Origin of the sequence: Mesohalobacter halotolerans (assembly GCF_006120725.1) — a bacterium.
Taxonomy (GTDB): domain Bacteria; phylum Bacteroidota; class Bacteroidia; order Flavobacteriales; family Flavobacteriaceae; genus Psychroflexus; species Psychroflexus halotolerans.
In genome coordinates this window covers 641,562-665,458 of record NZ_SWMU01000001.1, presented here as the reverse complement: position 1 = coordinate 665,458, position 23,897 = coordinate 641,562, and the positions used below count along the sequence as shown (strand labels likewise).

22 protein-coding genes and 1 tRNA gene are annotated in these 23,897 nt (G+C 33.8%); 7 read left to right on the top strand and 16 right to left on the bottom strand.

Translation table 11 applies throughout. The annotated features are described in order from the left end of the window. Positions 1 to 31 precede the first annotated feature (31 nt). Entirely contained in the window at positions 32 to 1,963 is a 1,932-nt protein-coding gene (locus tag FCN74_RS03125; RefSeq protein ID WP_138931127.1) for a trehalase family glycosidase, read from the bottom strand. A 45-nt stretch (positions 1,964 to 2,008) separates the two neighbouring features. Then, complete coding sequence (locus tag FCN74_RS03120; RefSeq protein WP_138931126.1) at positions 2,009 to 3,727, bottom strand: sodium:solute symporter; 1,719 nt, start codon at positions 3,725 to 3,727, stop codon at positions 2,009 to 2,011. Positions 3,728 to 3,942: 215 nt separating this feature from the next. On the opposite strand from FCN74_RS03120, the gene FCN74_RS03115 reads away from it, so the two are divergent. Both FCN74_RS03115 and FCN74_RS03110 read left to right on the top strand, forming a co-directional pair. Then, on the top strand, positions 3,943 to 4,917 hold the full coding sequence (locus tag FCN74_RS03115) for a beta-ketoacyl-ACP synthase III (protein WP_138931125.1): 975 nt from the start codon (positions 3,943 to 3,945) through the stop codon (positions 4,915 to 4,917). A gap of 46 nt (positions 4,918 to 4,963) precedes the next feature. Beyond that, a complete protein-coding gene (locus FCN74_RS03110; protein WP_138931124.1) occupies positions 4,964 to 5,788 on the top strand; it encodes an SDR family oxidoreductase in 825 nt (274 codons plus the stop codon). Between the two features lie 30 nt (positions 5,789 to 5,818). On the opposite strand, the gene FCN74_RS03105 is transcribed toward FCN74_RS03110, so the two are convergent. The 3 genes from FCN74_RS03105 to FCN74_RS03095 all read right to left on the bottom strand — a co-directional run bounded on the left by FCN74_RS03105 (position 5,819) and on the right by FCN74_RS03095 (position 8,195). Continuing rightward, positions 5,819 to 6,421, bottom strand: a complete 603-nt coding sequence (locus FCN74_RS03105) for a carboxymuconolactone decarboxylase family protein (protein ID WP_138931123.1) — start codon at positions 6,419 to 6,421, stop codon at positions 5,819 to 5,821. Positions 6,422 to 6,496: 75 nt separating this feature from the next. Continuing rightward, positions 6,497 to 7,057, bottom strand: coding sequence for a nitroreductase family protein (locus FCN74_RS03100; protein WP_138931122.1), 561 nt, complete (start codon positions 7,055 to 7,057; stop codon positions 6,497 to 6,499). Then, positions 7,044 to 8,195 (bottom strand): DegT/DnrJ/EryC1/StrS family aminotransferase, encoded by a 1,152-nt coding sequence (locus FCN74_RS03095; RefSeq protein WP_138931121.1) that lies wholly within the window; start codon positions 8,193 to 8,195, stop codon positions 7,044 to 7,046. Before FCN74_RS03095 ends, FCN74_RS03100 begins: the two co-directional genes overlap by 14 nt. A gap of 110 nt (positions 8,196 to 8,305) precedes the next feature. On the opposite strand from FCN74_RS03095, the gene hemC reads away from it, so the two are divergent. Together hemC and FCN74_RS03085 are read left to right on the top strand one after the other, a co-directional pair. Next, complete coding sequence (gene hemC / locus FCN74_RS03090) at positions 8,306 to 9,211, top strand: hydroxymethylbilane synthase (protein WP_138931402.1); 906 nt, start codon at positions 8,306 to 8,308, stop codon at positions 9,209 to 9,211. Positions 9,212 to 9,216: 5 nt separating this feature from the next. Continuing rightward, positions 9,217 to 9,861, top strand: a complete 645-nt coding sequence (locus tag FCN74_RS03085; RefSeq protein ID WP_138931120.1) for a uroporphyrinogen-III synthase — start codon at positions 9,217 to 9,219, stop codon at positions 9,859 to 9,861. Between the two features lie 89 nt (positions 9,862 to 9,950). Here FCN74_RS03085 and FCN74_RS03080 read toward each other — a convergent pair whose 3' ends face one another. The 6 genes from FCN74_RS03080 to FCN74_RS03050 all read right to left on the bottom strand — a co-directional run bounded on the left by FCN74_RS03080 (position 9,951) and on the right by FCN74_RS03050 (position 17,587). After that, positions 9,951 to 12,014, bottom strand: a complete 2,064-nt coding sequence (locus FCN74_RS03080; RefSeq protein WP_138931119.1) for a peptidylprolyl isomerase — start codon at positions 12,012 to 12,014, stop codon at positions 9,951 to 9,953. A gap of 97 nt (positions 12,015 to 12,111) precedes the next feature. Continuing rightward, a complete protein-coding gene (locus FCN74_RS03075; RefSeq protein WP_138931118.1) occupies positions 12,112 to 13,404 on the bottom strand; it encodes a hemolysin family protein in 1,293 nt (430 codons plus the stop codon). A 267-nt stretch (positions 13,405 to 13,671) separates the two neighbouring features. After that, entirely contained in the window at positions 13,672 to 14,235 is a 564-nt protein-coding gene (gene lptC, locus FCN74_RS03065; protein ID WP_138931117.1) for an LPS export ABC transporter periplasmic protein LptC, read from the bottom strand. A 1-nt stretch (position 14,236) separates the two neighbouring features. Beyond that, on the bottom strand, positions 14,237 to 15,604 hold the full coding sequence (locus tag FCN74_RS03060; protein WP_138931116.1) for a hypothetical protein: 1,368 nt from the start codon (positions 15,602 to 15,604) through the stop codon (positions 14,237 to 14,239). 14 nt (positions 15,605 to 15,618) lie between these two features. Then, positions 15,619 to 16,860, bottom strand: a complete 1,242-nt coding sequence (locus FCN74_RS03055) for a lipid outer membrane transport protein FadL-like protein (RefSeq protein WP_138931115.1) — start codon at positions 16,858 to 16,860, stop codon at positions 15,619 to 15,621. Continuing rightward, positions 16,853 to 17,587, bottom strand: a complete 735-nt coding sequence (locus FCN74_RS03050) for a type III pantothenate kinase (protein ID WP_138931114.1) — start codon at positions 17,585 to 17,587, stop codon at positions 16,853 to 16,855. The genes FCN74_RS03055 and FCN74_RS03050 overlap by 8 nt, the downstream gene beginning before the upstream one ends. Before the next feature lie 172 nt (positions 17,588 to 17,759). Between FCN74_RS03050 and FCN74_RS03045 the strand changes: the two genes are divergently transcribed. Then, positions 17,760 to 17,832 (top strand) — tRNA-Phe (locus tag FCN74_RS03045). A gap of 94 nt (positions 17,833 to 17,926) precedes the next feature. On the opposite strand, the gene FCN74_RS03040 is transcribed toward FCN74_RS03045, so the two are convergent. After that, complete coding sequence (locus FCN74_RS03040) at positions 17,927 to 18,118, bottom strand: hypothetical protein (protein WP_138931113.1); 192 nt, start codon at positions 18,116 to 18,118, stop codon at positions 17,927 to 17,929. A gap of 185 nt (positions 18,119 to 18,303) precedes the next feature. On the opposite strand from FCN74_RS03040, the gene FCN74_RS03035 reads away from it, so the two are divergent. Further along, positions 18,304 to 19,053, top strand: coding sequence for a hypothetical protein (locus FCN74_RS03035; RefSeq protein ID WP_138931112.1), 750 nt, complete (start codon positions 18,304 to 18,306; stop codon positions 19,051 to 19,053). Positions 19,054 to 19,590: 537 nt separating this feature from the next. Here FCN74_RS03035 and FCN74_RS03030 read toward each other — a convergent pair. Beyond that, positions 19,591 to 20,640 (bottom strand): endonuclease, encoded by a 1,050-nt coding sequence (locus FCN74_RS03030; protein ID WP_138931111.1) that lies wholly within the window; start codon positions 20,638 to 20,640, stop codon positions 19,591 to 19,593. A 911-nt stretch (positions 20,641 to 21,551) separates the two neighbouring features. Between FCN74_RS03030 and FCN74_RS03025 the strand changes: the two genes are divergently transcribed. Next, positions 21,552 to 22,421, top strand: a complete 870-nt coding sequence (locus FCN74_RS03025; RefSeq protein WP_138931110.1) for a hypothetical protein — start codon at positions 21,552 to 21,554, stop codon at positions 22,419 to 22,421. Positions 22,422 to 22,507: 86 nt separating this feature from the next. On the opposite strand, the gene FCN74_RS12260 is transcribed toward FCN74_RS03025, so the two are convergent. Genes FCN74_RS12260 through FCN74_RS03015 form a run of 3 tightly spaced genes read right to left on the bottom strand, consistent with a single transcriptional unit; the run spans position 22,508 to position 23,781 of the window. Beyond that, positions 22,508 to 22,630, bottom strand: a complete 123-nt coding sequence (locus FCN74_RS12260) for a hypothetical protein (protein ID WP_262710013.1) — start codon at positions 22,628 to 22,630, stop codon at positions 22,508 to 22,510. 19 nt (positions 22,631 to 22,649) lie between these two features. After that, positions 22,650 to 23,120 (bottom strand): DUF6804 family protein, encoded by a 471-nt coding sequence (locus FCN74_RS12150; protein ID WP_246062541.1) that lies wholly within the window; start codon positions 23,118 to 23,120, stop codon positions 22,650 to 22,652. 7 nt (positions 23,121 to 23,127) lie between these two features. Next, entirely contained in the window at positions 23,128 to 23,781 is a 654-nt protein-coding gene (locus tag FCN74_RS03015) for a hypothetical protein (protein WP_138931109.1), read from the bottom strand. Between the last annotated feature and the right edge of the window lie 116 nt (positions 23,782 to 23,897).

The following is a 23,897-nucleotide window of genomic DNA, read 5'->3' as shown; positions in this document are numbered from 1 at the left end:
GCCCAAGTTATTTATCTTTTTTATTTTAACGTTATGGTGTAAATAATACCTCCGGCTCTACCAATTGATTGAGTTTAGTTTTTAAATCCTCATTAAGCAAACTCAACCCATACTGATATGAGGCATTCATCCAACCGAATCCTGATGGGGTGATGTAATCGAATTTTGTTCCTACATTGCCATACTCTGCATAAACCTTATGGGTTCTACTGACGACATCGTATTTTTCTGGGATGGTGCCGTTATAATCAACTGCATTTTTAGTAATCATCCACAGCCAACGATAAATCAGCTCTTGTGCTTCATCGTCATAGCCGTAATTCATCAAACCTTTCCATATCAACATTTGGTGTGGTGCCCAGCCATTGGGATAATCCCATTGTCGAGCGACGTCGCTGGTCGCAAATTTTTCTACAGAAAATTTCGATGAGGCTAAAATTCCACCTTTAGCTTTTAAGGTAGCAAGAAGTCTATTTTTAAGATGTTCAGCTTGTTCACTAGTAACAAGTTCAGCCCACATGGGATAATAATTGGTTGCTGATTCATAAATCAAATGGGATTGGGTAACAAAATTGTAATCGTAAAATACTTTGTCATCTTCGTTCCAAAGCAATTGATTAACTAATTGTTTCCTTGCTTCCGCTTTGTCTAGCCAATATTGAGCATCAAAGGTTTGATTGTCATAAGTTAAGGAATCATCAAAATAAGTTTGGATAAGATAAGCAAAGTCGGTTTCATACTTGTAAAGCAAGCTGTTTAAACTCACTGTATTTAAGTTGGCACAAACACCATCTAACCGCCAAGTGGTGTCATGTCGACTTTCTCTGAGGCTTCTATCGTGTAAAAAATAATCATCTAAACTTGGTAAACTTAAATCGCTTTTTACTTGATTTTGAGATGGTAAATTCCCGCTTTGGTATGCTTCCGTAAATTTGCTGATAGGCATATTGTATTTTTCAGCATAAATTGCTAACTGCTCGTCAAAATGTCCGGATTCTGTTTCTGGTGGTATGCCAATACCTTCCGCAAAGTATCGGTTTAATCCGTTGGAAGTTAATTTCTTACCGTCTTCCATCCAAACTTCAAAATATTCTTGCATTGCTGCTCGTGTCATGACTTTTAACCATAAAGTATCGTTTTCATCTGTACTTTCATAGGTTTCTCTGATAAAAGAGGTCATAAATGGCGGTTGACTCCGAGTTAAATAATAGCTGCGATTGGCATTTAAAATTTTACCGTAATGCTCAATTTGATAAGCAAAGTTTTCAACCATAGCCTTAGACAAATCTTGTCGCCCGTCAATGTTGAGACCAACACCTTCAAAGTAAGAATCCCAACCGTACATTTCGTTAAAACGTCCGCCAGGTACGACAAATGGTACACCTTTCCCATTTTTAAGCTTTAAGCTTAAAATTCCAGGTTTATCGTTGATAGATTTGACATACTCTGGCGTAATATTTTGAGGTAAAACCACCACTTTAAAATTCTTAAAATCCTTTTCAATCGACTTAAAATAAGCGATTCCAACACTATCGGTTGACGGCACATAAAGTCGTCTCATCGTGCTGTCTGAAGCTTTGGTGTCAGTTAAAATCCGTTCTAATCCAGGTTTGTCGACTTGTCGAGTGAGGTTATCCCAATATTTGGTTTTGATCAATCTTGAAATTCTATCAGCTGGTTCTTCTTCAACACGGCTCATTTTAATATCTGCTTCAGTTAAACTTTCATTTTTGGCTCTTGCTAATTCTTGAAGTAAATTTGAGAGATGATAAGTGCTTTCAATGCTCACCTCATTCCCGTCTTTCGTTTTAACCTCAAATACTTTATCAGCAGTATCTTCTATGGTGATTTTTTTATCTTGGTCCGTATCTTCATCGTATTCTAAATCTGACAAGGTGGTATCCACATTTACTTTAAGGACATCTGGTTTTGAAGATCGATCCTGACAAGCTAAAGCAAACAAGAATACACCTGTAAAATCGTGTTTTTAAAATATTTCATATGCATTTTACCACAAACTAATAACGATTATTGCTGTAATAATAAGTAAAATAATGGCTAAAATCCTAAAGTTATGATACCATTTAACACCTTTCAGCTCTTCGGTTTCCGCTTTGTATATAGAACGCTTATAGGTATATTCATCCACTTGCTGTTGAGGTGGTGCAGAAGTTGCTAAGCTCACTACAGCATGTATAATCACTGATATGATAAACAACCACGTGGCAATGGCCAAGAAGTGCAAATCATTGATAAATGGTACCCAATCAAATACTTGGGAAAAAATAGCAAATAAAGCTAAGAAAAAACCACTGACCAAACTCACAATTGAACCATTGGCATTGGCACGTTTCCAGAATAAACCTAAAATAAAAGTTGCTACAGCCGGTGGACTGGTATAAGCGATGACCAACTGCAAATACGTCCAAAGTGAATCGCTGACCCGCTCAATAAATGGCACCCAGGCAATAGCTAGTATTACTAAAATGACCGTTGTAATTTGTCCAGCATAAACCAATTGTTTGCTGGTAAAATCAGGCTTAATATTTCTGATAAAATCCATGGTTACCAAAGTAGAAGCCGAATTAAATGTTGCCGAAACCGACGACATCATCGCAGCCATCAAGCCAGCAACAACTAAACCTAAAATTCCGGTTGGTAATAATTTAAAAAGCAATACCGGGTAAGTTAAATTTGGACAGTTAGCTAAATCATTACATATACTGCCATCGGTCAAGACATAGTTTAATTCAGAAATATCCAGGCCGTGAAATAACAACAAAGCTAAAACACCAGGTACAACCATGATTAAAATTACAGGTAGTTTCAGTAAACCGGCAAATAAAGCACCCCAACGACCGTGGTTCAGGTCTTTTGCACCCAAAACACGTTGTACCATAAATTGGTTATTAGCCCAAAAGTAAAAGCCGAGCAAGGGCACACCGGTAAGCAAACCCCACCAAGGCATAAATTCGTCATTAGATGGTCGAACTAAACTGAAGACTTCACTGGAATCGGATGGAATATGTTTACCGCTCTCTATACGCTCTGCAAAATCTACATCACCAGATTGTAGTAATCCATCTAAGCCAGCCATCATAGCGTCCCAACCACCGCCAAGTTGGTCAAAGGCAAAATAAGTGATTAAACATGAGCCGATGATGAGCAAAATAGCCTGTATCACTTCTGTTTGTATTACAGAATTTAAACCTCCCGGAATAGTATATGCAGCAGCAGCTACTGCTAAAATAACAAGTATAACTGTTGAACTGATCTCCGGAAATAAGAGCGATAAAACGATTTTTCCAACATAAAGTCCAGCTGCTGTATCTACAAGAATGTTACCAATTACAGTTATCATAGAAAAATAATACCGAGAACGTCTATCGTAACGGCGTTCTAAAAATTCAGGCATTGTATAAACCTTAGAACGCAAGTAAAATGGCAAGAAAAATATAGAAAAGAATATCAATATAATGACAGCCATCCACTCATAATTATACACATGTACGTTGGTTTGATAGGCGTCAGAAGCTAGACCAACCAAGGTAGAACTTGAAATATTTGCAGAAAACAAAGCAATCCCAACAATAGGCCAGGTCATAGTTCGCCCACCTAAGAAATAATCTTCTGAACCGCTACGTTTAGATTTACTGATACCATAAACTATAATCCCAACCAAATAGATTACTATGACGCTTAAGTCTATGATAGATAAATCATTCATATTACCATGTTTTAAGAAATAATTACGTTATGTTTATAAATAGAGTTGTGAATATATGTAAAAAAAATTAATACAAACCTCAAATAATTAATGTAAACGCTTACATTATTTTCATTTTGATAATTTTAGGTGCCAAAAAGACAAATAACCTCAATTATAACTTCACAATGTAATTTTTTTATAGATTTGGGGGTTAAAATATTAAATATATTCTAATGAGCTTGAACATTTACATCAGTGGTACAGGATCTTATACGCCTGAAAAAGTTGTTCCAAATTCATATTTTGAAAAAGTGGGCTCTAACGATGAGTGGATCTACAACAATCTCGGTATTAAAGAAAGAAGAATTGTTGAAAATGAAACGACTTCAGACTTAGCAGCAAAAGCAGGCTTAAATGCAATTCAAGACGCTGACCTTGAGGTTAAAGATATTGATATGATAGTGGTTGCTACAACTACACCAGATAGACAAGCGCCGTCTTGTGCATGTTTTGTACAAGATAAAATTAAAGCTTATAAGGCTGTTGCTTTTGATGTAGCAGCAGTGTGCTCAGGAGCATTATTTACCATTGCTGTAGCCCATGAGTTTATAAAAACTGGTCGTTACAACAATGTATTAGTGATTGGTGCAGATACCTTTTCTACCATTACAGATTGGGACCGCAGAGACTCAGTGTTTTTTGGAGATGGTGCAGGCGCTTTAGTGCTAAGCCAAACTGATGAAGATAAAGGTTTTATAGATTTTGATTTGCACTCAGATGGGCGCGGTAAGGAGCACTTTACTATCCCTGGAGGTGGCGCAGAGCAACCTGCATCTTCAGATAGCCTTAAAAACAAACAACATTATTTTCAAATGAATGGTCGTGAAGTGTTTGATACAGCTACAAAAGTTGTTCCTCAATCAATTGAAAGTATTCTTCAGCGCAATCGGGTAAGCGTTGGTCAAATTAGCTATATGATACCACATCAACCTAGTATAGGTATCCTTAAAAGTATTGCAAAAACCATAGGTTTACCATTTGATCGGGTCACCACCAATATGGATAAATACGCCAATACTTCTGGAGCCACCATTCCTTTGGTTCTAGACGAAAGTCATCAAGCAGGAAAATTTAACAAAGGAGATTACCTTATTTTTGCAGCTGTTGGAGCGGGCTGGACTTGGGGAACTGCACTTTATAAATGGTAGACTCAACTCTTATTCGCAGTTACAATCTAATGATTAATACTAAAATATGTTTAAAGGAAAAACTTATATCATCACAGGCATAGCAGACAAGCATTCTTTAGCGATGTATGTTGCTAAGGAAATTGTAAAACACAATGGTCAAGTTATCTGCACAGGTTTAGGTGTAAGTCAACATCACAAAAACCTTTCTGATCGTGCAAAAAGCTTCCTTCATAAAAGCTATAGCCTTTTTAAAGAAAGTGTTGAAAAGGAATTAGGAAAAGATGTTGAGACCCATATTCTTGATGTTACTTTACCAGAAAGTATTGAAGAGTTTTGTTCAAAATTAAAAGCTAAAAACCTTAAAGTTGATGGGTTGCTGCATGCCATTGCTATGGATAAAACTATCCGTAACAAAATTGTAAAACCTCTTCTTGAAGTTACTTTTGATGAATTTTGTGATACTATGGAAGTCTCGGCTTTCTCCTTGGTGAGCATAACGTCAAAGTTAAAAGATCACAGCTTATTAAACGCTGGGTCATCTATTTGCTCACTGAGTTATATCGCTGCCAAAAAAGTGACTTTTCATCCCTACAGAAACATCAGCATTGCTAAAGCTGCCTTAGAACGAATTACAATTGAGTTAGCAGATGAATTGGGTCGTCAAAACGGTACACGTGTTAATTGTGTTCGTTTTTCTCCATATTTGGGAAGTAAAGCAGGGACTGCAACATTAAATACTTCAGATGTAGACCATGCAGCGAACAAAAGCCCCTTAGGCAATGCTAATCCACAAGATTTAGCTTATGAAGTTACACATTTGTTAAGACCAGATATGAAAATAACAGGTGAAATAAGACATGTGGATGGTGGATATAATATCGTAGGGTAAACTTTTGAATGTTGAGACTTTAAAGAAAAATTAATAGGAATTTCCATCATGCTTCCCCAATTCAAAACCATGTTTGGCTAAATATTTATTCCCGCTTTCAATGGCGCCTTCTTCCATTGTCGTCCCCATAGAATCATTCCATCGGTTTAAATATCCAAATAAAGATATCACGCCTAGCATTTCTACAATTTCACCTTCCTTCCAGTATTTGTAGAGCCTTTCTTTAATTTCAGCATTTACGGCATTGGGGACTTGGCTTGCCGCTAAAGAAAAATCTAATGCCGCGCGTTCTGCTTCAGAAAAGGCCGGATGCGTTCTATATTCCCAAATATTGTCAAGCTGCTCTTGCTCGGCACCATAACGTTCAGCTGCACAAATGGCATGAGCTTGACAATATCGACAACCCGTTGCATTGCTACTTACCCATGCAATCATTCGCTTTAATGCTGATGTGACCTTACCTTCATTGGCCATGACAGCTTTATTTAAATTAATAAAAGCTTTACTTATTGCCGGTCTATGCTGCATCGTAAGAACCGAATTGGGACAAAAGCCCAAAGTCTCATTAAAAAAATCTGCCAGCTCCTTAGTCTCTTGGTCATGCTCAGGTGATAAGGGTTTTACTAGTGCCATAATAATATTTTTTAAAGTAAATTGCTTAAATCAGTAAAGGCTTTAAATCGTGGTTTTTGGCTTAAATAAGAAATATTATTTTTTCCAAATGACTTTCGTGCTAATATCAGATTGACGTTCTAATAAATTTACCTCATCCTCAAAATATCCACAATATAGAAAGCCCAGACATCGTTCTCCTTCGGCTAAAGGGATTAAGTCCTGAAGGCTTTCTTTAAAGCTTGGCGTACTCCAATACATACCAATATTTAAAGCACTTGATGCTATCCACATATTCTGAACTGCCATGGCTGTTGCTGCAATTTCCTCCCATTCCGGAACACTTTCTTTTGGATCGCGTTGCATACACACGGCAATAACATGACTTGATTGTTCAAATTTTTGGAGGATTTTTTTGGCTTTAAATGTTTTAGGCTTTTCTGTGTTATTCCAATACACCATTTTGAAAAATTTACCGGCTTTTTGCTTAAAATCACCAGATATGATTTTAAACCGCCAAGGTTCAGTTTTGCGATGTGTCGGTGCCCAATTGGCCAATTCTAAAAGTTTTTTGATATCTGCATCAGCAATGATTTTATCATTAAACTGATGAGGGTAAATTGAACGTCTTTGTTTTATTGCTTTAAATAAGTCCATAGTATTTCAAAAATTCATTGATTTTTATAGAAATTCTATTTTTCTCATGATCAGTTAAATTTGAGCCCGATGGCAAGCACAAACCTCTTTCAAATAAATCTTCTGCTGTAGATTGTCCGTAAAATGGCAAATCTTTAAATACAGGTTGCATGTGCATTGGTTTCCATAGCGGTCGACTTTCTATTTGGTCTTCAAGAAGCGCTAACCTTAAGTCTTCTGGGGTAAAATTGGCATCTTTTTTTATGGTAATTGCTGATAACCAATGGTTTGAAAATATATTATCTCTTTTGTCTTCAAAAACATTAATGGCATCTACATCTTTAAAAATACTTTTGTAAAAGGAGTGCATAGCTCTTCTCATACCGATGTGTTTATCTAAAACCTGTATCTGTCCACGACCTATACCGGCGACAATATTACTCATGCGATAATTAAACCCAATATGGGTGTGTTCATAGTGTGGTGCATTTTCCCTAGCTTGCGTAGCGTAAAACACAGTTTTGTCTTTTACAGTTTGATTTTCACAAACTAAGGCTCCACCGCCACTTGTTGTAATGATTTTATTGCCATTAAAGGATAATACGCCGAACTCGCCAAAAGTTCCACAAGCTTGATTATTGTAAGTAGAACCTAAAGCCTCTGCGGCGTCTTCAATTATAGGTATTTTGTATTTATCAGCAATATGATGTATAGCCTCTACTTGATAAGGCATACCATAAAGATGAACAGCAATGATAGCTTTAGGGCGTTTACCTCGTTTTATCCGGTCTTCTATAGCTTCCTCTAGAGCTATTGGACAGATGTTCCAGGTTTGGGGTTCACTATCTACCAAAATAGGTTTTGCGCCTTGATAGATAATGGGATTGACTGAACCGCAAAAAGTAAAACTTTGACAAATCACTTCGTCGCCATTTTTCACACCAAGTTGAACAAGTGCTAAATGAATAGCAGCTGTTCCACTACTCAATGCTGCTATAGACTTTTTTGTTTTCAAATAGGCCTGGATATCACTTTCAAACCCATTGACGTTTGGCCCTAATGGTGCAATCCAATTGGTATCAAAAGCCTCTTGTATAAAATTTAATTCATTACCACCCATATGTGGTGAGGATAACCAGATTTTTGATGATTTTGACATTGGTATATTTCAAGTTTTGTAAAAATAGATAATTTTAAAAGGAATTGCATCAAAACATAGCTATAAAACCCATTAAAACTTTATTTTTGATTGAAATTTTAATTTCAGCTATGAAACCTTTGGTTATTGGTACACGTGACAGCGAACTTGCTTTGTGGCAAGCCAAAACTGTACAACTTCAATTAAAAAATAATGGTGTAGATAGCGTATTACATCCTGTTAAATCCAGTGGTGACCTCAATTTGGATGTACCGCTTTATGAAATGGGTATTACAGGTATTTTTACCAAAAGTTTAGATGTTGCTTTGATCAAGAAAGAAATTGATTTAGCCGTACATTCAATGAAGGATGTGCCAACTCAATTACCTAAAACAATAGTGCAAGCCGCCGTATTAAATCGTGCTAATCCTTATGATATTTTAGTCCATAAAGGCTTGGACTTTTTAGATGGAAAAGGTCATATTGCCACAGGTAGTCTCAGACGAAAAGCCCAGTGGCTAAACCGATACCCTAATCATGAGGTCAGCAATCTTAGAGGCAATGTCAATACACGTTTAAAAAAGTTAAAAAATAATGACTGGAATGCTGCTATTTTTGCTGCTGCAGGACTAGGTCGCATTCAGCTTACACCAAAAAACAGTCAGATTATAAACTGGATGATTCCCGCGCCTGCTCAGGGTGCGATGTTAGTCGTCTCAAATGAAAAAAACACTCAAGTTCTGAATGCTCTTAAACCACTCAATGACAAAACCACAGAAATCTGTGTAAGCATAGAACGGTCGTTTTTAAGAACTCTGGAAGGTGGTTGTACTGCACCTATTGGCGCTTTAGCTCAAGTAAATGAAAATGATATTCATTTTGAGGGAGTACTTTTAAGCCTTGACGGCAAGCAACGTTTCTATATTAAAAAGAAATGTAAAATTAATAACTATAAGGGATTTGGAGAGTGTTGTGCTCAAGAAATATTAAATCAGGGTGGTGATAAATTAATGGATAAATTAAGACAAATTCTTTAGCTATTATGCCGACTGTTTTATCTACCAAAATCTTAAGCCCAATACAAAAACAACATTTATTTGCTGCTAATATAGGATTGGTAGATTACAATGCCGTTAAGATAAAAACTTTAAACCCTGAACTGCCAACACATACTTTTAAAAATGTAATTTTTACAAGTCAAAATGCTGTGAAACTAGCAATGGCAAAAGACATAAAAATTGATAAGATATTTTGTGTAGGTGACAAAACCGCAAAATACATTGAAAGTTTTGGGCTTAATGTTCAGCTTAAAGCAGATTATGCCCAAGACTTAGCGCTTCAAATTTCTGAAAAATACACCAAAGCCCATTTTGATTTTTTTTGTTCTGCACAACGACGAGACGATTTACCAAATGTATTGTCTAAACATCAGGTGTCTTTAAAAGAATATCATCTTTATGATTCGGTTTGTAGTTTTAAGACTTTTCCTAATGTATTTGACGCTGTTTTATGCTTTAGTCCACTTGGAGTAAAAAGCTATTACAAAATTCACGACTATAAACCCCTGGCCATTTGCATTGGTAAAACTACGGCAAAGTCAGCAGGATTTTTTACAAAAAAAGTGATCATTGCATCAAAGCCGAGCCTTGATAGTGTCGTCGTAAAAACTATTAAGACTTTAACTTAAATAAATTTCAAAAAATTATCCGACTTTAATTAAATAAAAAAAGCGGCCCATTTAGGTCCGCTTTCTTAAATTTTAATGAGCTTAAAAGATTAATATACTTTTGACCTATTGTCCTCAATTTCTTTAGCTTCTTTTAAGGCTTCGGTAACATCATTATTTGGGTTTTGAAGCTTTTGCATGCGCTTTTGAGTTTCCTTCAGCGCTGCATCTTTGTAAGAAGCTAAAGCGGGCGCTTCCGTTTTTTGAGTCAATTTAATGACATAAATCCCTTTTTGACCTTCTACAGGTTGACTTATTTCATCTTTATCTAAGGCAAATGCTGCACCTACAACTTTGGGTTCTTTACCAGCTGCAGGGATTAATGGGCTTTCCATATTAACAGCACTGGCATTTTGAATCCTTACACTAAATTGGCTTGCCACCTCATTGAGGTCTTTGGTATTGATTTGTGACATAATTGTTTTTGCCTTTTTCTCTTTTTCTAAAATTGGAGTTACCTTTGCCGATGCTTGTTGTGCATTTTGTAAACCTACTTTAATAACTTTATTAAGTTGTACAACTATTTCACCTTTGTCTATACTAAACTGAACGATATCGCCAGCTGAGCGTTCTTCTTCAAAAGCCCAAGTTATAATTTGTCTTTGAGCACCTAAACCAGGGATTTGTTCATCTAAAGCTTTGACACCTAAGACCGGTTTAACTTCATAACCGTTGTCTTTTGCTACACTTGCAAATTCACCTTCTTGGGCATCTAAATAAAAGTTACCTGCTTGACGGTATACCTCATTTAAGGTTTCTGGAGACGGTTTGATATTAATCACTAAATCTGCAAATTTGTACATCTCGCTTTTATCAGAAAGTTCATTTAAGTGAATAACATGAAAGCCAAATCGCGTTTCAACCACGCCTTTAAATCCTGGTTCATTATTAAACACTGCATCGTTAAATCCGGGTACAAATCTACCATAAGTGTTCCAACCCAAATCACCTCCTTTTTCAGCACTTCCTGTGTCTGATGAGAATTTTTTAGCCAATTCTTTCATTTTTGAGGGATTGGCTTTAATAATATTTAATAAGCTATCTGCCAATTTTTTAGCTTCCTCCGGAGACCGCTGGCTATTCTGACCTTGAGTAGAAATTAAAATATGGCTGACTTTAGCAGAATCTGACATTTTTTGGGTTTCTACAAGTTTTGTAGCTTTCCAAGCTTCAGAAGATTTATAAGGCCCATACACATCACCAACATCTGATGCGAGTAGTTCTTGTTTTTTCTCTGATGGCAATTGATTTTCAAACTTAAACCTGGCGTTATAAGGCACATCAGAATTCATATTTATGAAAGCGCTAACGTCCTCTGTACTTTTAAACTCTTCAAGCAAACTTTCTAAATCAGCTTTTGCTTTGGCGATATCTTCTTGAGAAGGTTTATTTTCAAATAATACATATTGGATGTCTCGCTGGGCATCTTGTTTAAATTCTTTAGGATTATTTTTTACGTATGTTTTAATTTCAGAAGTTGACACTTCTACATCTTCTGCTTTGTCAAATGGTATGCGTACAAACTGAAAGCTTACATTATCAGATTGTAATTTATAATTTGTTTTGGCCTCAAGTAAAGTAGCACCAACACCAGCTTTTATGAGATTGAAATAGATTTCTCTTCTTACCTGATTGGCAACACTTTTTTCATAATTCTGCCATTGTTGAAATTGTTGGGGTTGTGTTTCTTTAAGGTTTGCCAAATATTCTGTCATCACAGCTTCATCAAAAAACCCTTCATCATTAGAGAAATTTGGGTTTCCTGCTAAGCTTTCAGAAAGTTTGGCAATAATCTGGTCGCGCCCAACTTCAATACCAAGTTCTTCAAACTCTTCTTCAAGGACTAACTCTTGAACTTTAGCATCCCAAACTTGTTTTACGGCCTGCATAGTTGTAGAACGACCTTGTGTTTGCTGAATATAGTTTTCAACACTCTTTGCAAATTCTACGCGATCAATTTTTTTGTCGCCAACCATACCTATTGACTCAACAGCTTTTTCTGAAGAAAAACTATTTGTATCAATTAAATCTGATAATACAAATGCAAATAATGCCATTGCGATTATAAGGATTAATATCGCTGTTTTTTTTCGTATTGAATTTAAAATCGCCATGATTTATGTTTTAAAAAATATAGTTGGCGAAAATAAGGTTTTTGTTTTATATTAAGAAAGTATAAGCTTATTATTTCTGGATAGGTTTGGAACTATTTCATCGATCTTCAATCTCATTTACAGAAAGTTGAATGAGTTCTATCTTTTTGCTAGAAGCCTCAAGAATTTTTATCTTAAAATGGTCAAATACTAGCTTTGTACTGGCTTCAGGAATTTCTTCTGTGTGACTCATGATATAACCGCCTAAGGTTTCATAAGATTCACTTTTTGGAATGCCTATTTTATATTTCTCATTGAGGTAGTCTACTTCATGTCTAGCAGATAGTTGGTAAGTATTTTTATCAATTTCTTCTTCAATTAGTACAACAGGGTCATGCTCGTCTTCTATTTCGCCAAAGAGTTCTTCTACAATATCTTCAACCGTCATCATCCCGCTGGTTCCGCCGTATTCGTCAATAACAACTGCGATACTTTTTTGTTTTTTGATTAAGTTGTTTAAAATCTCTTTGACATGGACAGTTTCTGGTACAAAAATTACAGACCTCAAGATTTCTGAAATATGCTCCGGGTGTTTAAACATTTCAAAAGAATGAACATAACCTACTATATCGTCATTGGTTTCTTTATACACTAAGATTTTAGAAAGACCTGTTTTGGTAAATAATTCAATTAAATTTTTGGGATTTTCATCAATTTCCACTGCAATAATTTCATTTCTAGGAATCATCACTTCCCGAGCTTTTACATTTGAAAATTCAAGGGCGTTTTGAAAGATTTGAATCTCTGAGTCAATCTCTTCATCAACTTCAGTAGATTCCATGTGTTCACTAATGTAGTGGCCAAGCTCAACTTTAGTAAAATTAAGCTGGACAGTATCACCTTTAACTTTAAAGATCTTTTTAAGAATAAGGTCAGTAAACCCGATGATGAAGTCTGTAAAAAGCCAAAATATATAATAAAAAATAATGGCTGGTAAAGCCAGAATCCTAATGATTTGATTGGCATAAATCTGAAAAAAAACTTTAGGCAAAAACTCTGCAGTGATTAATATAAGTGCAGTAGATATCAATGTTTGGGTAAATAATTTGGCATCGTGTGTAAAGTAATACAGAATTGAATAATCTGTATGAATTTGAGCAAGCCACTCTGTTAAAACATCACCCATAAACAATCCGTATACAACCAGGGCGATATTATTTCCAAGTAACATGGTTGCAATGAATTTGGAAGGCTTTTCGGTTAAATTTTTAAGCGCTTTGGCGATAAAGCTATTCTGTTTTTTTTCTATCTCAATGTGAAGTTTATTGGAGGAGACATAGGCGATTTCCATACCTGAAAAAAAAGCAGATAGCAAAAGGGAAATGATTATAATCAGCCACTCGATTTGCATTAAGATTTGTCTTTGTATTTATTTTTAAAGTGCCTTTTAAAGAAAAACATAAAAATTGCAACAATAGCTAAAAATATAAAAAGTAATCCCCGTTGATAAGACTCTTGCCAAACCAAAAAAGCTTCGACTAAAAATAAAATAGCAAATACGAGATAGGCGTATTGAAAATATTTAAAAAACTTCACCAGATAAATAAATTGATGTTTACAAATGTAAGAAAATATTAAGCCATTGTTTATATTGTAAAAACTTGCTTGTAATTTTTACTTATAGGGATTTATCTTCTATGACTTGAACACCAGTATTAGACCTTGAATTAAATACTGTGAATTCTTGATCTGCATCAAAGCCGGTACCGTTGTTTTCTGTTCCATTAGCCAAACGAATTTTATAATCTCTATCTGTAAAAACCCATTGTTTTTCAGTATCCCAGAAAAGTTGAGATGTCGTTAAAATTAAGCTATCTGCAGTAATTATTTTGACATTATGCCTCATGTCTATAAGATCAGAATTGGAGTGTATGATGGCAGAATCTGCAATAATAGTGTTCTTTGTGGAGTCTTTATTAAAAAAATCGACCTCCACACCTATTGGAAATATTCTATATGGATATTTTTCTTGTGAATAGTCTAACATTTTTGGGCTTCTTAAATTAGATTTTACATGCCCACTATCTGTATAAAAGAGGTTTATGTTTTTGGCAATACCTTGAGGGTTATCTACCTCAATGTTAAATTTATTGACCTCATTAAGATTGCCTTCACAAGCAAAAAGCATTGCAGCCAATGTTACCACTGCAATGCTTTTTAAAATTAATTTGTTAAAAGACATCTTAAAGATTAGGCACTCTTACACTACCTCCAACCCAGCAAGAAAATGATACAGTTTTGCCCTGCATCCCTTCTTGGAAAATATCAGATTTTGAAGGGGCGCGTTGTTGATAACTATCAGCGGTTTCTAAAGCATTACTTTTTAAGCTAGCATCAACACTAGCTGCACGTCTTGCATAATCTGCAGCCTTCCAGTACACCGCTCTTTTGTTAAATGTGCTATCACCACAGTTGTTAGCACTGCTAGCAATCATACTCGCAATACGCAAGTATGCTAGACCCATTGAAGGTTTATTATCTAAAGCTAAGTTGTAATATTTTCTAGCTGAAGAAAAAGAACCTCTCTTTTTGTAAACTTCAGCTATGCTGAAATAAGCTTTGGCTTTGTCCAAAGGTTCGTCTTCTAAATCGGCTGCGTTTTTATAATACTCTAGAGCTTTATTGATATCTCCGTTGGCTTTAGCCAATCGACCTAAATAAAATGCTGTTTTTGACGAAGGCTCTAAATCGTGTAATGCTTCAACAAGTTTAAAGAATAGAGGATCAGAAGTACAGTCTTTAGCATTCATTCTCGAGGCTGCTATTCTCAACCAGTCTTTGTCGGTTTTCTTTTCTTCAAAGTCTTTATTGTACATTGGGATTAAATTGTCACAATCTGCTTTTCTACCAAGTACTCCATTTATAGCACCTTTAATTACAGCATAATTTTTAAGGTAAATTCCAGAGTTTTTAAGTTTTCTTTTTTCTCTAGAAGTAAATTCTTCTTGATTTTCTTTTTTTGCCATGAGAGGTTTTGCCACCAAAGCTTGTTCATTTTCCATCCGCTCAATTTGGTTGACAATTTCGTCATATTTCACAAAGAGCTCATTGATATCTTTTTTACCAGCATCTTCTAACTTATCAAAAATCAAGAAGTATTCGTATAGCCCTTTGGGCGATTTAAAATTGTCTGGGTCTAAATTCCAGGCATCGTCAAAATATTTAAATTGGTCTTCAAGAGTCCCTAACTTGTTCTGATACATGACTTTACCTATATCAACATAGATTTTACCTACTGGTGATTTATCGGGAAAATGTTCAAGCCGAAGTTTTAAATTATTAACTTGTAACTGTGCTAATTCTTTTTTTCTAGCTTCATCTTTTTCTTCGTCAATCATATCTTCAAGCATTTTTTCGCCTCTTTGATAAAGTACAATATTGACTTTAGGGCACTCCTCTATCAATTTTTTATATCGAGGTAGGGCATCTTGATAAATACCGGCTTTAGCACTATCGTTAAATAAGCTTAAGTTTTTGGTACATTCTTGAGCATAACTGCTATTAAACCCTATAAAAAGAGCAATTGACAATACAAATAATTTAGTTTTCATAGAATTTTTATTGTTTAATTATACTTAGGTTTTTGAAACCATAAATCATTAAAAGACAAACTTACAAAAAAGCTGAAATAATTTTCTTGAATCAGGTTATTTGATGTTGTTCCGCGCATCCAATATTCAGCTCCAAAATTTATATTTGTAAAATATCGTCCTGCTGGTAAACCTACTCCAAAAGATATGCCAAACTCATCTATCGACTCACCTCTAAATTCTAGACCAGTCTCTGAATATCGTAAACCTGCTCTATAGACTATTCGATTAAAGTAACCTCGTGGAGCATTATATCTAGGTATAAAATATCCGCCTAACTTAACTTGACTTGACTCAATAAAATTAATATCGACATTATTATTAAAGTTTATGGCGTCAAAATTGCTCGCACTTTGATATTCATATTCTATCCCTGCAAACCATTTACGATCTTGACCTATACCTAATCCAGCATTAATTTTTGAACCAAAGTCAACTTCAGATGAAGATTCGATTGGATCATTGCTGTCGATTACAATTTCACTACCATCGTTCCCGAAAATAATAGTTGCCAACTGTCTTTCATTATTTATGTTTAATGTAGATTCAGGTGAAAATGAAACAGAGCTCCTCACTCTAAATTTATTTTTAAATTTAAAATCATGCTGAATACCTAAATTATAGGTTAATCCATTTATATCAGATGAATTTATTTCTCTTGATGAACGCTCAATACCATTTTGAGCGATTAGGTTTTTATTTTCTATATCTCCAAAGTTATAATTTAACGAAAGACCAACACTTAAATTATCAATAATATTGAATCCACCAGACAGATAAACTGTATTTATACCGCCTCTTCCGTTTAAGGATTTCGCTACATCTCCTTCTAAACTTTGGATTTCATAACCAACAGATGACAGAGGTTTGAGACCAAACCCCACACCAAATTTATTTAAAGGAATTCCAACCCCAATATAATCTACACTAGAAAAATTAATATCGTCGGTTGTTGAGCCTTGTTCAAGTTCTAAACTATTGGCCGTCGCTCCAATACTAAAATTGGTGAGTTTTAATTTAGAATAGGCGGCCGGGTTTTGTAAGTTAAGGTGAATACTGTCAGAAAACATACTGATGCCACCCATCGATCTATTTTCCGTAGTACCTTTAAAGGTGTTATTACCCACCCCAAAAAAAGAGTATGGCGAAAAATTTCCTTCTTGTGCAGAAAGACTTGTGGTCATCAATAGAAATAAAAGAATTATTTTTTTAGTCATTCAAAAGATATTCGAGTATAGCATTTAATCCAACAAGCTGAAAAGTTGGGTTGGCAAATATGCTATTTTTTAGTTGTGCAGACAAATATTGTTGGTCTCCACCTGTTAAAATAACTGTTAAATCTTTATACTCAGACTTATAACGTTTAATATTTTGATCTATTTCATCAACAACACCTTGAATTACACCATTTAGTATAGCATCTTTTGTTGTTTGACCAAGTGGCCTTGTCGCGGGGTGGTCGCGTTTTAACCGAGGTAAGTTGGCTGTAAAGTGATGAAGAGCTTTAAATCTCATATCTAATCCTGGAGATATGTTTCCACCCAAATAAGTGTTTTTATCAGATATAAAGTCATAAGTGATACAAGTTCCAGTATCTATTATCAAAACATTGGTTTGTGGATACAGTTTACTTGCTGCAGCGACTAAAGCTATTCTATCTAATCCTAGTGTTTCTGGTGTTTTGTAAGTGTTGACAAAAGGCAATGGTGTTTTGTGGTTGAAATGGTAAATTTTAAAATTAGCGTTAAAATAATCAAGCCACTTTGGATCGACATAACCTGATGCAGCGTATAACAAGTTTGGTGTCTCTACAGCTTTGGATATTTTGCTTTTTATTAATTCAAGAAATACTTCAGGCTTAGCTTTTTCAGACCACAACATTGTGTCGTTTTGAAAAATTGCACCTTTGACTAAAGTGTTTCCAATGTCAATAACTGTATTCATAAACGGCAAATGTAATAAATGATTTTTTTGAATAATTGTTTTGGCAATACAATAATTGCATATATATTTGCAGTCCCAAAACTGGTGCCTTAGCTTCCCGAAGTCTCGGGAGTAGAGCAAAGGACTGAAAATTAAAAATTAAAGTAAAAGCCATAATTGGGAAATTAAAACTGGTGCCTTAGCTCAGTTGGTAGAGCAAAGGACTGAAAATCCTTGTGTCCCTGGTTCGATTCCTGGAGGCACCACCTTTTAAAACCCTAATCGCTTAATAAACAAGCTTTTAGGGTTTCTTTTTTTAGGAAGGGTACAAATAAGGGTACAAATAGTAGCCTATATATTCTACATCATAACTCGCCTAACTTCTTCTTCATCTAAGCCTATATAATCACAGAACTCAGACACGCTTACCACTTGATGCTTTTCCTTGTTTAAACGCTCTCTGATACGTTTTAATAAGCTCCTGCCGTATCTTTCTGTTTTGCCTGTGATTATGGCCACGTCTTTAGGGTAGATACAAATTCTTTTTTTCATAGATTTTACTTATCGTTTTCATACACTATCTATACTTTATCTATACTTAAACCTTGACTTTGAAATATTCAAAAGCGGAATATATAACAAATATAGGAAATAACTATCGAAAGTGTATTTACTATAATTAAAAGCTATTATTTTTTGTATGTTTGTATCATATTAACTTATAAAACCCAATTGTTATGGCAAAGTTAGGAGGAATACTCAAAATTGAAGGAACGTTAGATGGTATGACGTTCTACAAAACCAAAGATGGACACCTTGTAAGAACAAAAGGTGGCGTATCTAAAGACCGAATCCAGAATGACCCTGCATTCGTTAGAACTCGTGAAAACGGCGCTGAGTTTGGTGCTTCTGCATCAGCTGGTAAGCTGTTACGAACTTCAATAAGAAATTTATTGATGAAAGCTAAAGATGCTAGAGTTGCTAGTCGTTTAACCCAAGCAATGACACAAATTAAAAACCTTGATTCAACTTCTGACAGAGGAGAAAGAAAGGTTTCAATTGGTTTAGCTACTCCAGAAGGTAAAGAACTTTTAAAAGGCTTTAATTTCAACAATAGAGCAATTATCGGTTCAGTTTTATTTGCACCTTATACGATAGATACTGCAACTGGTGAAATCACTTTAACAGATCTTAATCCGATGAATGACATTGCTTATCCAAGTGGTGCTACGCATGTGAGTTTAACGTCTGCTTATGCAAAAGTGGATTTTGATACGGGCGAAAATTCAATTGAAATCAGCCCTGAGGTTAATTTACCGATTGATAACACGACTGCAACGCAATCATTGGTTCCACCTGCTGTTCCATCAGGTACTGGTTTTGATTTTATGTTGATTTTAATCGAGTTTTATCAGGAAGTTAATGGCAGTCAGTACAGTTTAAACAATGGTGCTTTTAATGTATTAAGCGTTGTTGAAGTGGCATAAGTTTTTGTTCAAATTGACCTTTGAATTTTAGAAAGCCCTGCAATTCAGTTTGTGGGGCTTTTCATTTTTATAAATAATAAAGAAATAATGCTGTCATAATTAAAACTAAGAATAGAAAAAATAATAATTTCAATTTAAAGCTAATGTCATCATTAGATTCTATAACATTGTCGTTTTCATCAATTTCCTCAGGAAACACTAAATCAAAAAAACCTTCAATTGATTTTTTTAGACCATTAATTATAAATTTCAATACCTTCATCACTAAATCAAAACTTATTTATTCAAATATAAATATTCAAATACTACCACAATCCCTTCAATATTTTTTTGGCAAAGAAAAAATGAAAAAAAGAAAGCAATATCACATATGGCGTGGCAGGGCTGTCAAGTTTTTTTGGAAAAAGTTTTTTTTAAATATGAAACTTGATATTGACTGAAAGCGTGAAGAAGAAAAAAGTTTTTTCAAAAACCCGCAGGGCTTGAACTTTACTGCCCGATAGCATGGGCTGGAGCTGAGCCATATAACTTGTTTTTTTATTTTTTATAAAATTTAAAAACTTTTCTTTTATGATTCTTATGTATAGCTAAAATATATATGCCATCTGATAAATTTGAAATATCAATAACTTTATTTTCTAAACTATCTAATTGAACTAAACGACCTGATATATTATATATATAATAATATAGAATTAAGTTATCTGCATTGCTAACTGAAATTGAATCATCAGCAAAAGTTGGGACAATTGTTATATTACTAAAGAAATTGTCTACTGTTGAAAAAGTATTCCAAGTATCTTGTGCAATTGGACCACCCCATATTAATGACGCTAGATAAGGATTATCAATAAATGGATTACGATTGCCTTGAAATGATGCAATGATATTATTTCTTTGAATTTCTAGCGGAGATACTGGGTCTTCTACATTCCACTGTAAAAAAATATCGGGCATATCTACGTTATACGTATTATTACTATTTGCAATAGTATTAGGTAAACACTGATTATTATAACGCAAATACATATACATTACAATTCTTGCAACATCACCTTTCCATTCATCACCAGGGAACCAACTACCATTTTGAGTAATACTGGCTACACCAAAACTATCCTCAAAAACTCTATTGCTTCTTATAGAATTCATATCACCATCACATGGTTTTAAATTATGAACGTCAGTACCTGAACCTTCAACATCTGTAACTAGAGGTGGATTTGCTAAAGAACGAGCGAATACATGTTCTCTATTCCATAAACCACTGCATCCTGACTGGTGACACGAAAGAGACTTAGCACGTGTATAATCGTCTACAATGATGCTATTACTATCATCTGACCCATAAACTAAATAAACATCAACTGGTGATGATAAAACTTCGTCTGATAATTTCAGAATATCCCATGTATCAGTGTTATTGGATGTGTAAGGAAAATCTTCTACATGTGTTGCTGTAATTAAACTTGCTAATTGGTTTTTTATATCGCTATTTGACTGTGAGAAATCTATACTACTATAATAGCTAGGAATCTGAGCATATGTAGAATAAGCAAATAATAATATTAATAAACGAAAATACATAACTAAAAAGTAATTATACAAAAATAACTAAAAACGTTTTAATGGCAGGTAATCTAAAGGCGCGAGCCGCCTGCGAGTGGAACAACTGGTGTATTGGGAGGAAGGCTGATAAGCCACCAATACTATGTTGCAAACACTGTTTGGCGCAGTAATTGTTCTGTGGGCAAAGAAAAAGGGCTGTGCCGAAATGGAATGAAATACATTTGATGGCGTCTTGATTACTAACTGATGACAACTTATTTACGGAGTATGATACCATCTAATTTTAATAACTGAAATTCTTAATCAAATGTGTGTAATGCAATGGAGAAACAGCTCTTTTTGCGCGGTTGGAATAAGGCTTTTTTTTGTGACGATAGGAGCAAAAACAAGCTTTATGACAACTTGGATGCTACAAATACTGTGACAAACTATCCGCCAGTTGTGACCAGCAGGCTCGCACAATTATGAAGTAGCGGTTGTACCCAAATAAAATACTTGCAATAGCAAAACCTTATTGGTTTGGGTACAAGAGTAGCTACGGGTGCTGTAGGAATGTAGTGTGTGTAATATGGCAAATGAATAGCTTTATGTAGCTACAAGCGAAAGAAAGCGTATGAGTGGTAGGTACAAGGGCTTTATGAAAACGTATTAGCTTATTAGAGCAATTATTTTTATTGATATAATTAACTATCATATTTACCTTAAAACCCCTTGTAACTATGCTATATGGAACAAAACGGAATGACGGAAGCACACCTTATTACCTGCCACGAATCGTGTACTTATCTAAAAATGGACTACTGAAAACAAAAACCTTCATTATGCCCTAAGTATAAGAAGCAGAATATATTATACTATTTCATTATTGTTTATATACTTACATTAATCCATTATATTTGTTTATAATTTATTCTATAAAATAAGATGAAATGAGATTATCATTAATTGATAAGCGTATATTGAGTAGCTTTTATAAAAACAAAAAATGGAGACTAGAAAATGACTTAATTAAAGATGGATTGAATGGAAAAGTAAAGTCAATTTCAGAACATGTTACTTTAATAAACAAACCAAATAAAATGCCCCCAGAATCTTGGGCTGATGCAAATACTAATGATTATGGATATGATAAAATGTATAACCATCTAGGATATCTAATGCAAGAAACTAAATACATTAACAACGAAAAGATAGATTATATAAAAAGTTTAGAATATATAAAGCGTGATGGTTTCTGCAATAAAGAAATATATAGAAACCATGATAACAAAATATTATTTACGAACAACTTTAAGTATTTATACTCTAACAATAAAATCACAAAATGGTTATCAGAACCACAAAATAACCTAATCACAAAAGAATTCTATTTTCTTAATAACAAAATATGCCGAATTGACTCATATGCTAGAGTAGAATCTAGAAATCATAAGGATTTTATGAAACAAACCTTATTTGATAAAAACCAGAATAAAAAAATGAGTAGACAGAAAGACTCATTTGGATATATCTATTATACGTATAAATATAAAGACAATAAGCTTAATGTGGTAGAATACGCTAGGGAATTTGAAAGAATTCCTGAACATAATCGTATAAATAGAAAATATTATAAGTACGATAAATCTGGCTACTTAACAACGATTAATTGGTGTCAAAACAATGAAATAACAAGGACAGACAACTTTATTAATGATGATAAAGGCAATTGGATAACAAAAGATATATACATATATAATACCCTAAATATCAGAGTTAAAAGAAGAATTGAATATTATAGAGATGAGTTCGAAGATTAAACATAACGCTGACTTAAGAAAATACAGAATAATTAAGTTATAAATAAGCATAGTGTTATTACAATACTATATGTAAGTTTAACGGTCTAAAAATCTACATCTATATCGTGCATATCGATATCAATATCATCTGCATCTATGTTTAAGCCATCCATATTGATGTTAGTATCTACATCTATGTTTGTATCGATGTCTATATTAGTATCCATATCGATGTCTGTATCTAAGTCAATTAGTATCCATGTCTATATTAAAACCATCAAAAGCCCCACGATTAAAATTGATACGTTTTTTAATTACTGGATTTTTTTTTGGTGTATGAATATCATCGTAAAATAACCAAGGCGTCAAAAAAGCTAATATTATTAAAACACCTAAAAATATCTTGGTCTTGTTATTATCTTTTTTAATGAAAAGTGATGCCAAAAGAAAAATAGCAACTATAACATCTACAATTTTCCATATCTCACTGCCTAGAGAAATCTTTATAAATGGTTGAAATAAAATAGCTAATGAAAAAAATATTACACCTAAAATCTTATTATTACTCTTGAATTCATAATATGCAATTATACCAAAACCAACTAATGCAATATATCTTACTAACTGATAGTAACCATAAGGCATATCAAATAAACAAAGCAACAAGAATGTTGCTAATACTATTTTTAATATACTTACTGTTATGACCGATTTCACTTCTAATTTATTTACCGCTATTTAAATATTCTAAAATCATAAAAATATTATAATTCGAAAAGGACAAAATTAAGTAGCTAATCAGAATAATTATAAAGATAGCTGAGCCAAATTTTTCCTTTAAAATGTTATTATGCAAAATATCAAAACTAGTATTAGGTACTATCTTATTAAAAAGAGAAAATTTCGAAGTAATAAACAAAAAAACAAAAAGTGATAATTGAACGATAAAATTTTCACGACCTTTCGCAAAAAAAGTTAGTAAATAAATAAATGATAAAAACCATGCTATCAAGGTAAGAGTAGTATAATTGTCATAATAGACTATTTTCCTTATTAGTAGTTTTTTATCTAGTATTTTGTAAATAGCTTTATAATGTATTTTATTTGATTCTCGTGATATATTTAAAGAAATAGTTGACATTTTATAAGTGTGTAAATATATATTAAGCAAATTTTTATATGGTTTGTTTTCTATGGCAATCGTAGTTACATAACCATATCCGTCGTTGAAATAATCATCTTTACAATAATCAAATTTAAATTCTATGTTTTCCCTGTCATCATTTTTTTCAATTATGTTTTCAAATATGTAGTTTTTTAACGCCAACTCGGTTTCTTTAGTAAAAAAAGTTGGAGGTAATTTTTTTCCGCTTAACATAAAATAATGCTTTCAAGAATTAAAGGTAATACAAATACTCAATGTAAAGAGATGAATATAAAAGATTATTTCAGGATTATTTTTTACCCTTACTTTTACACTATAAGACAAGTATA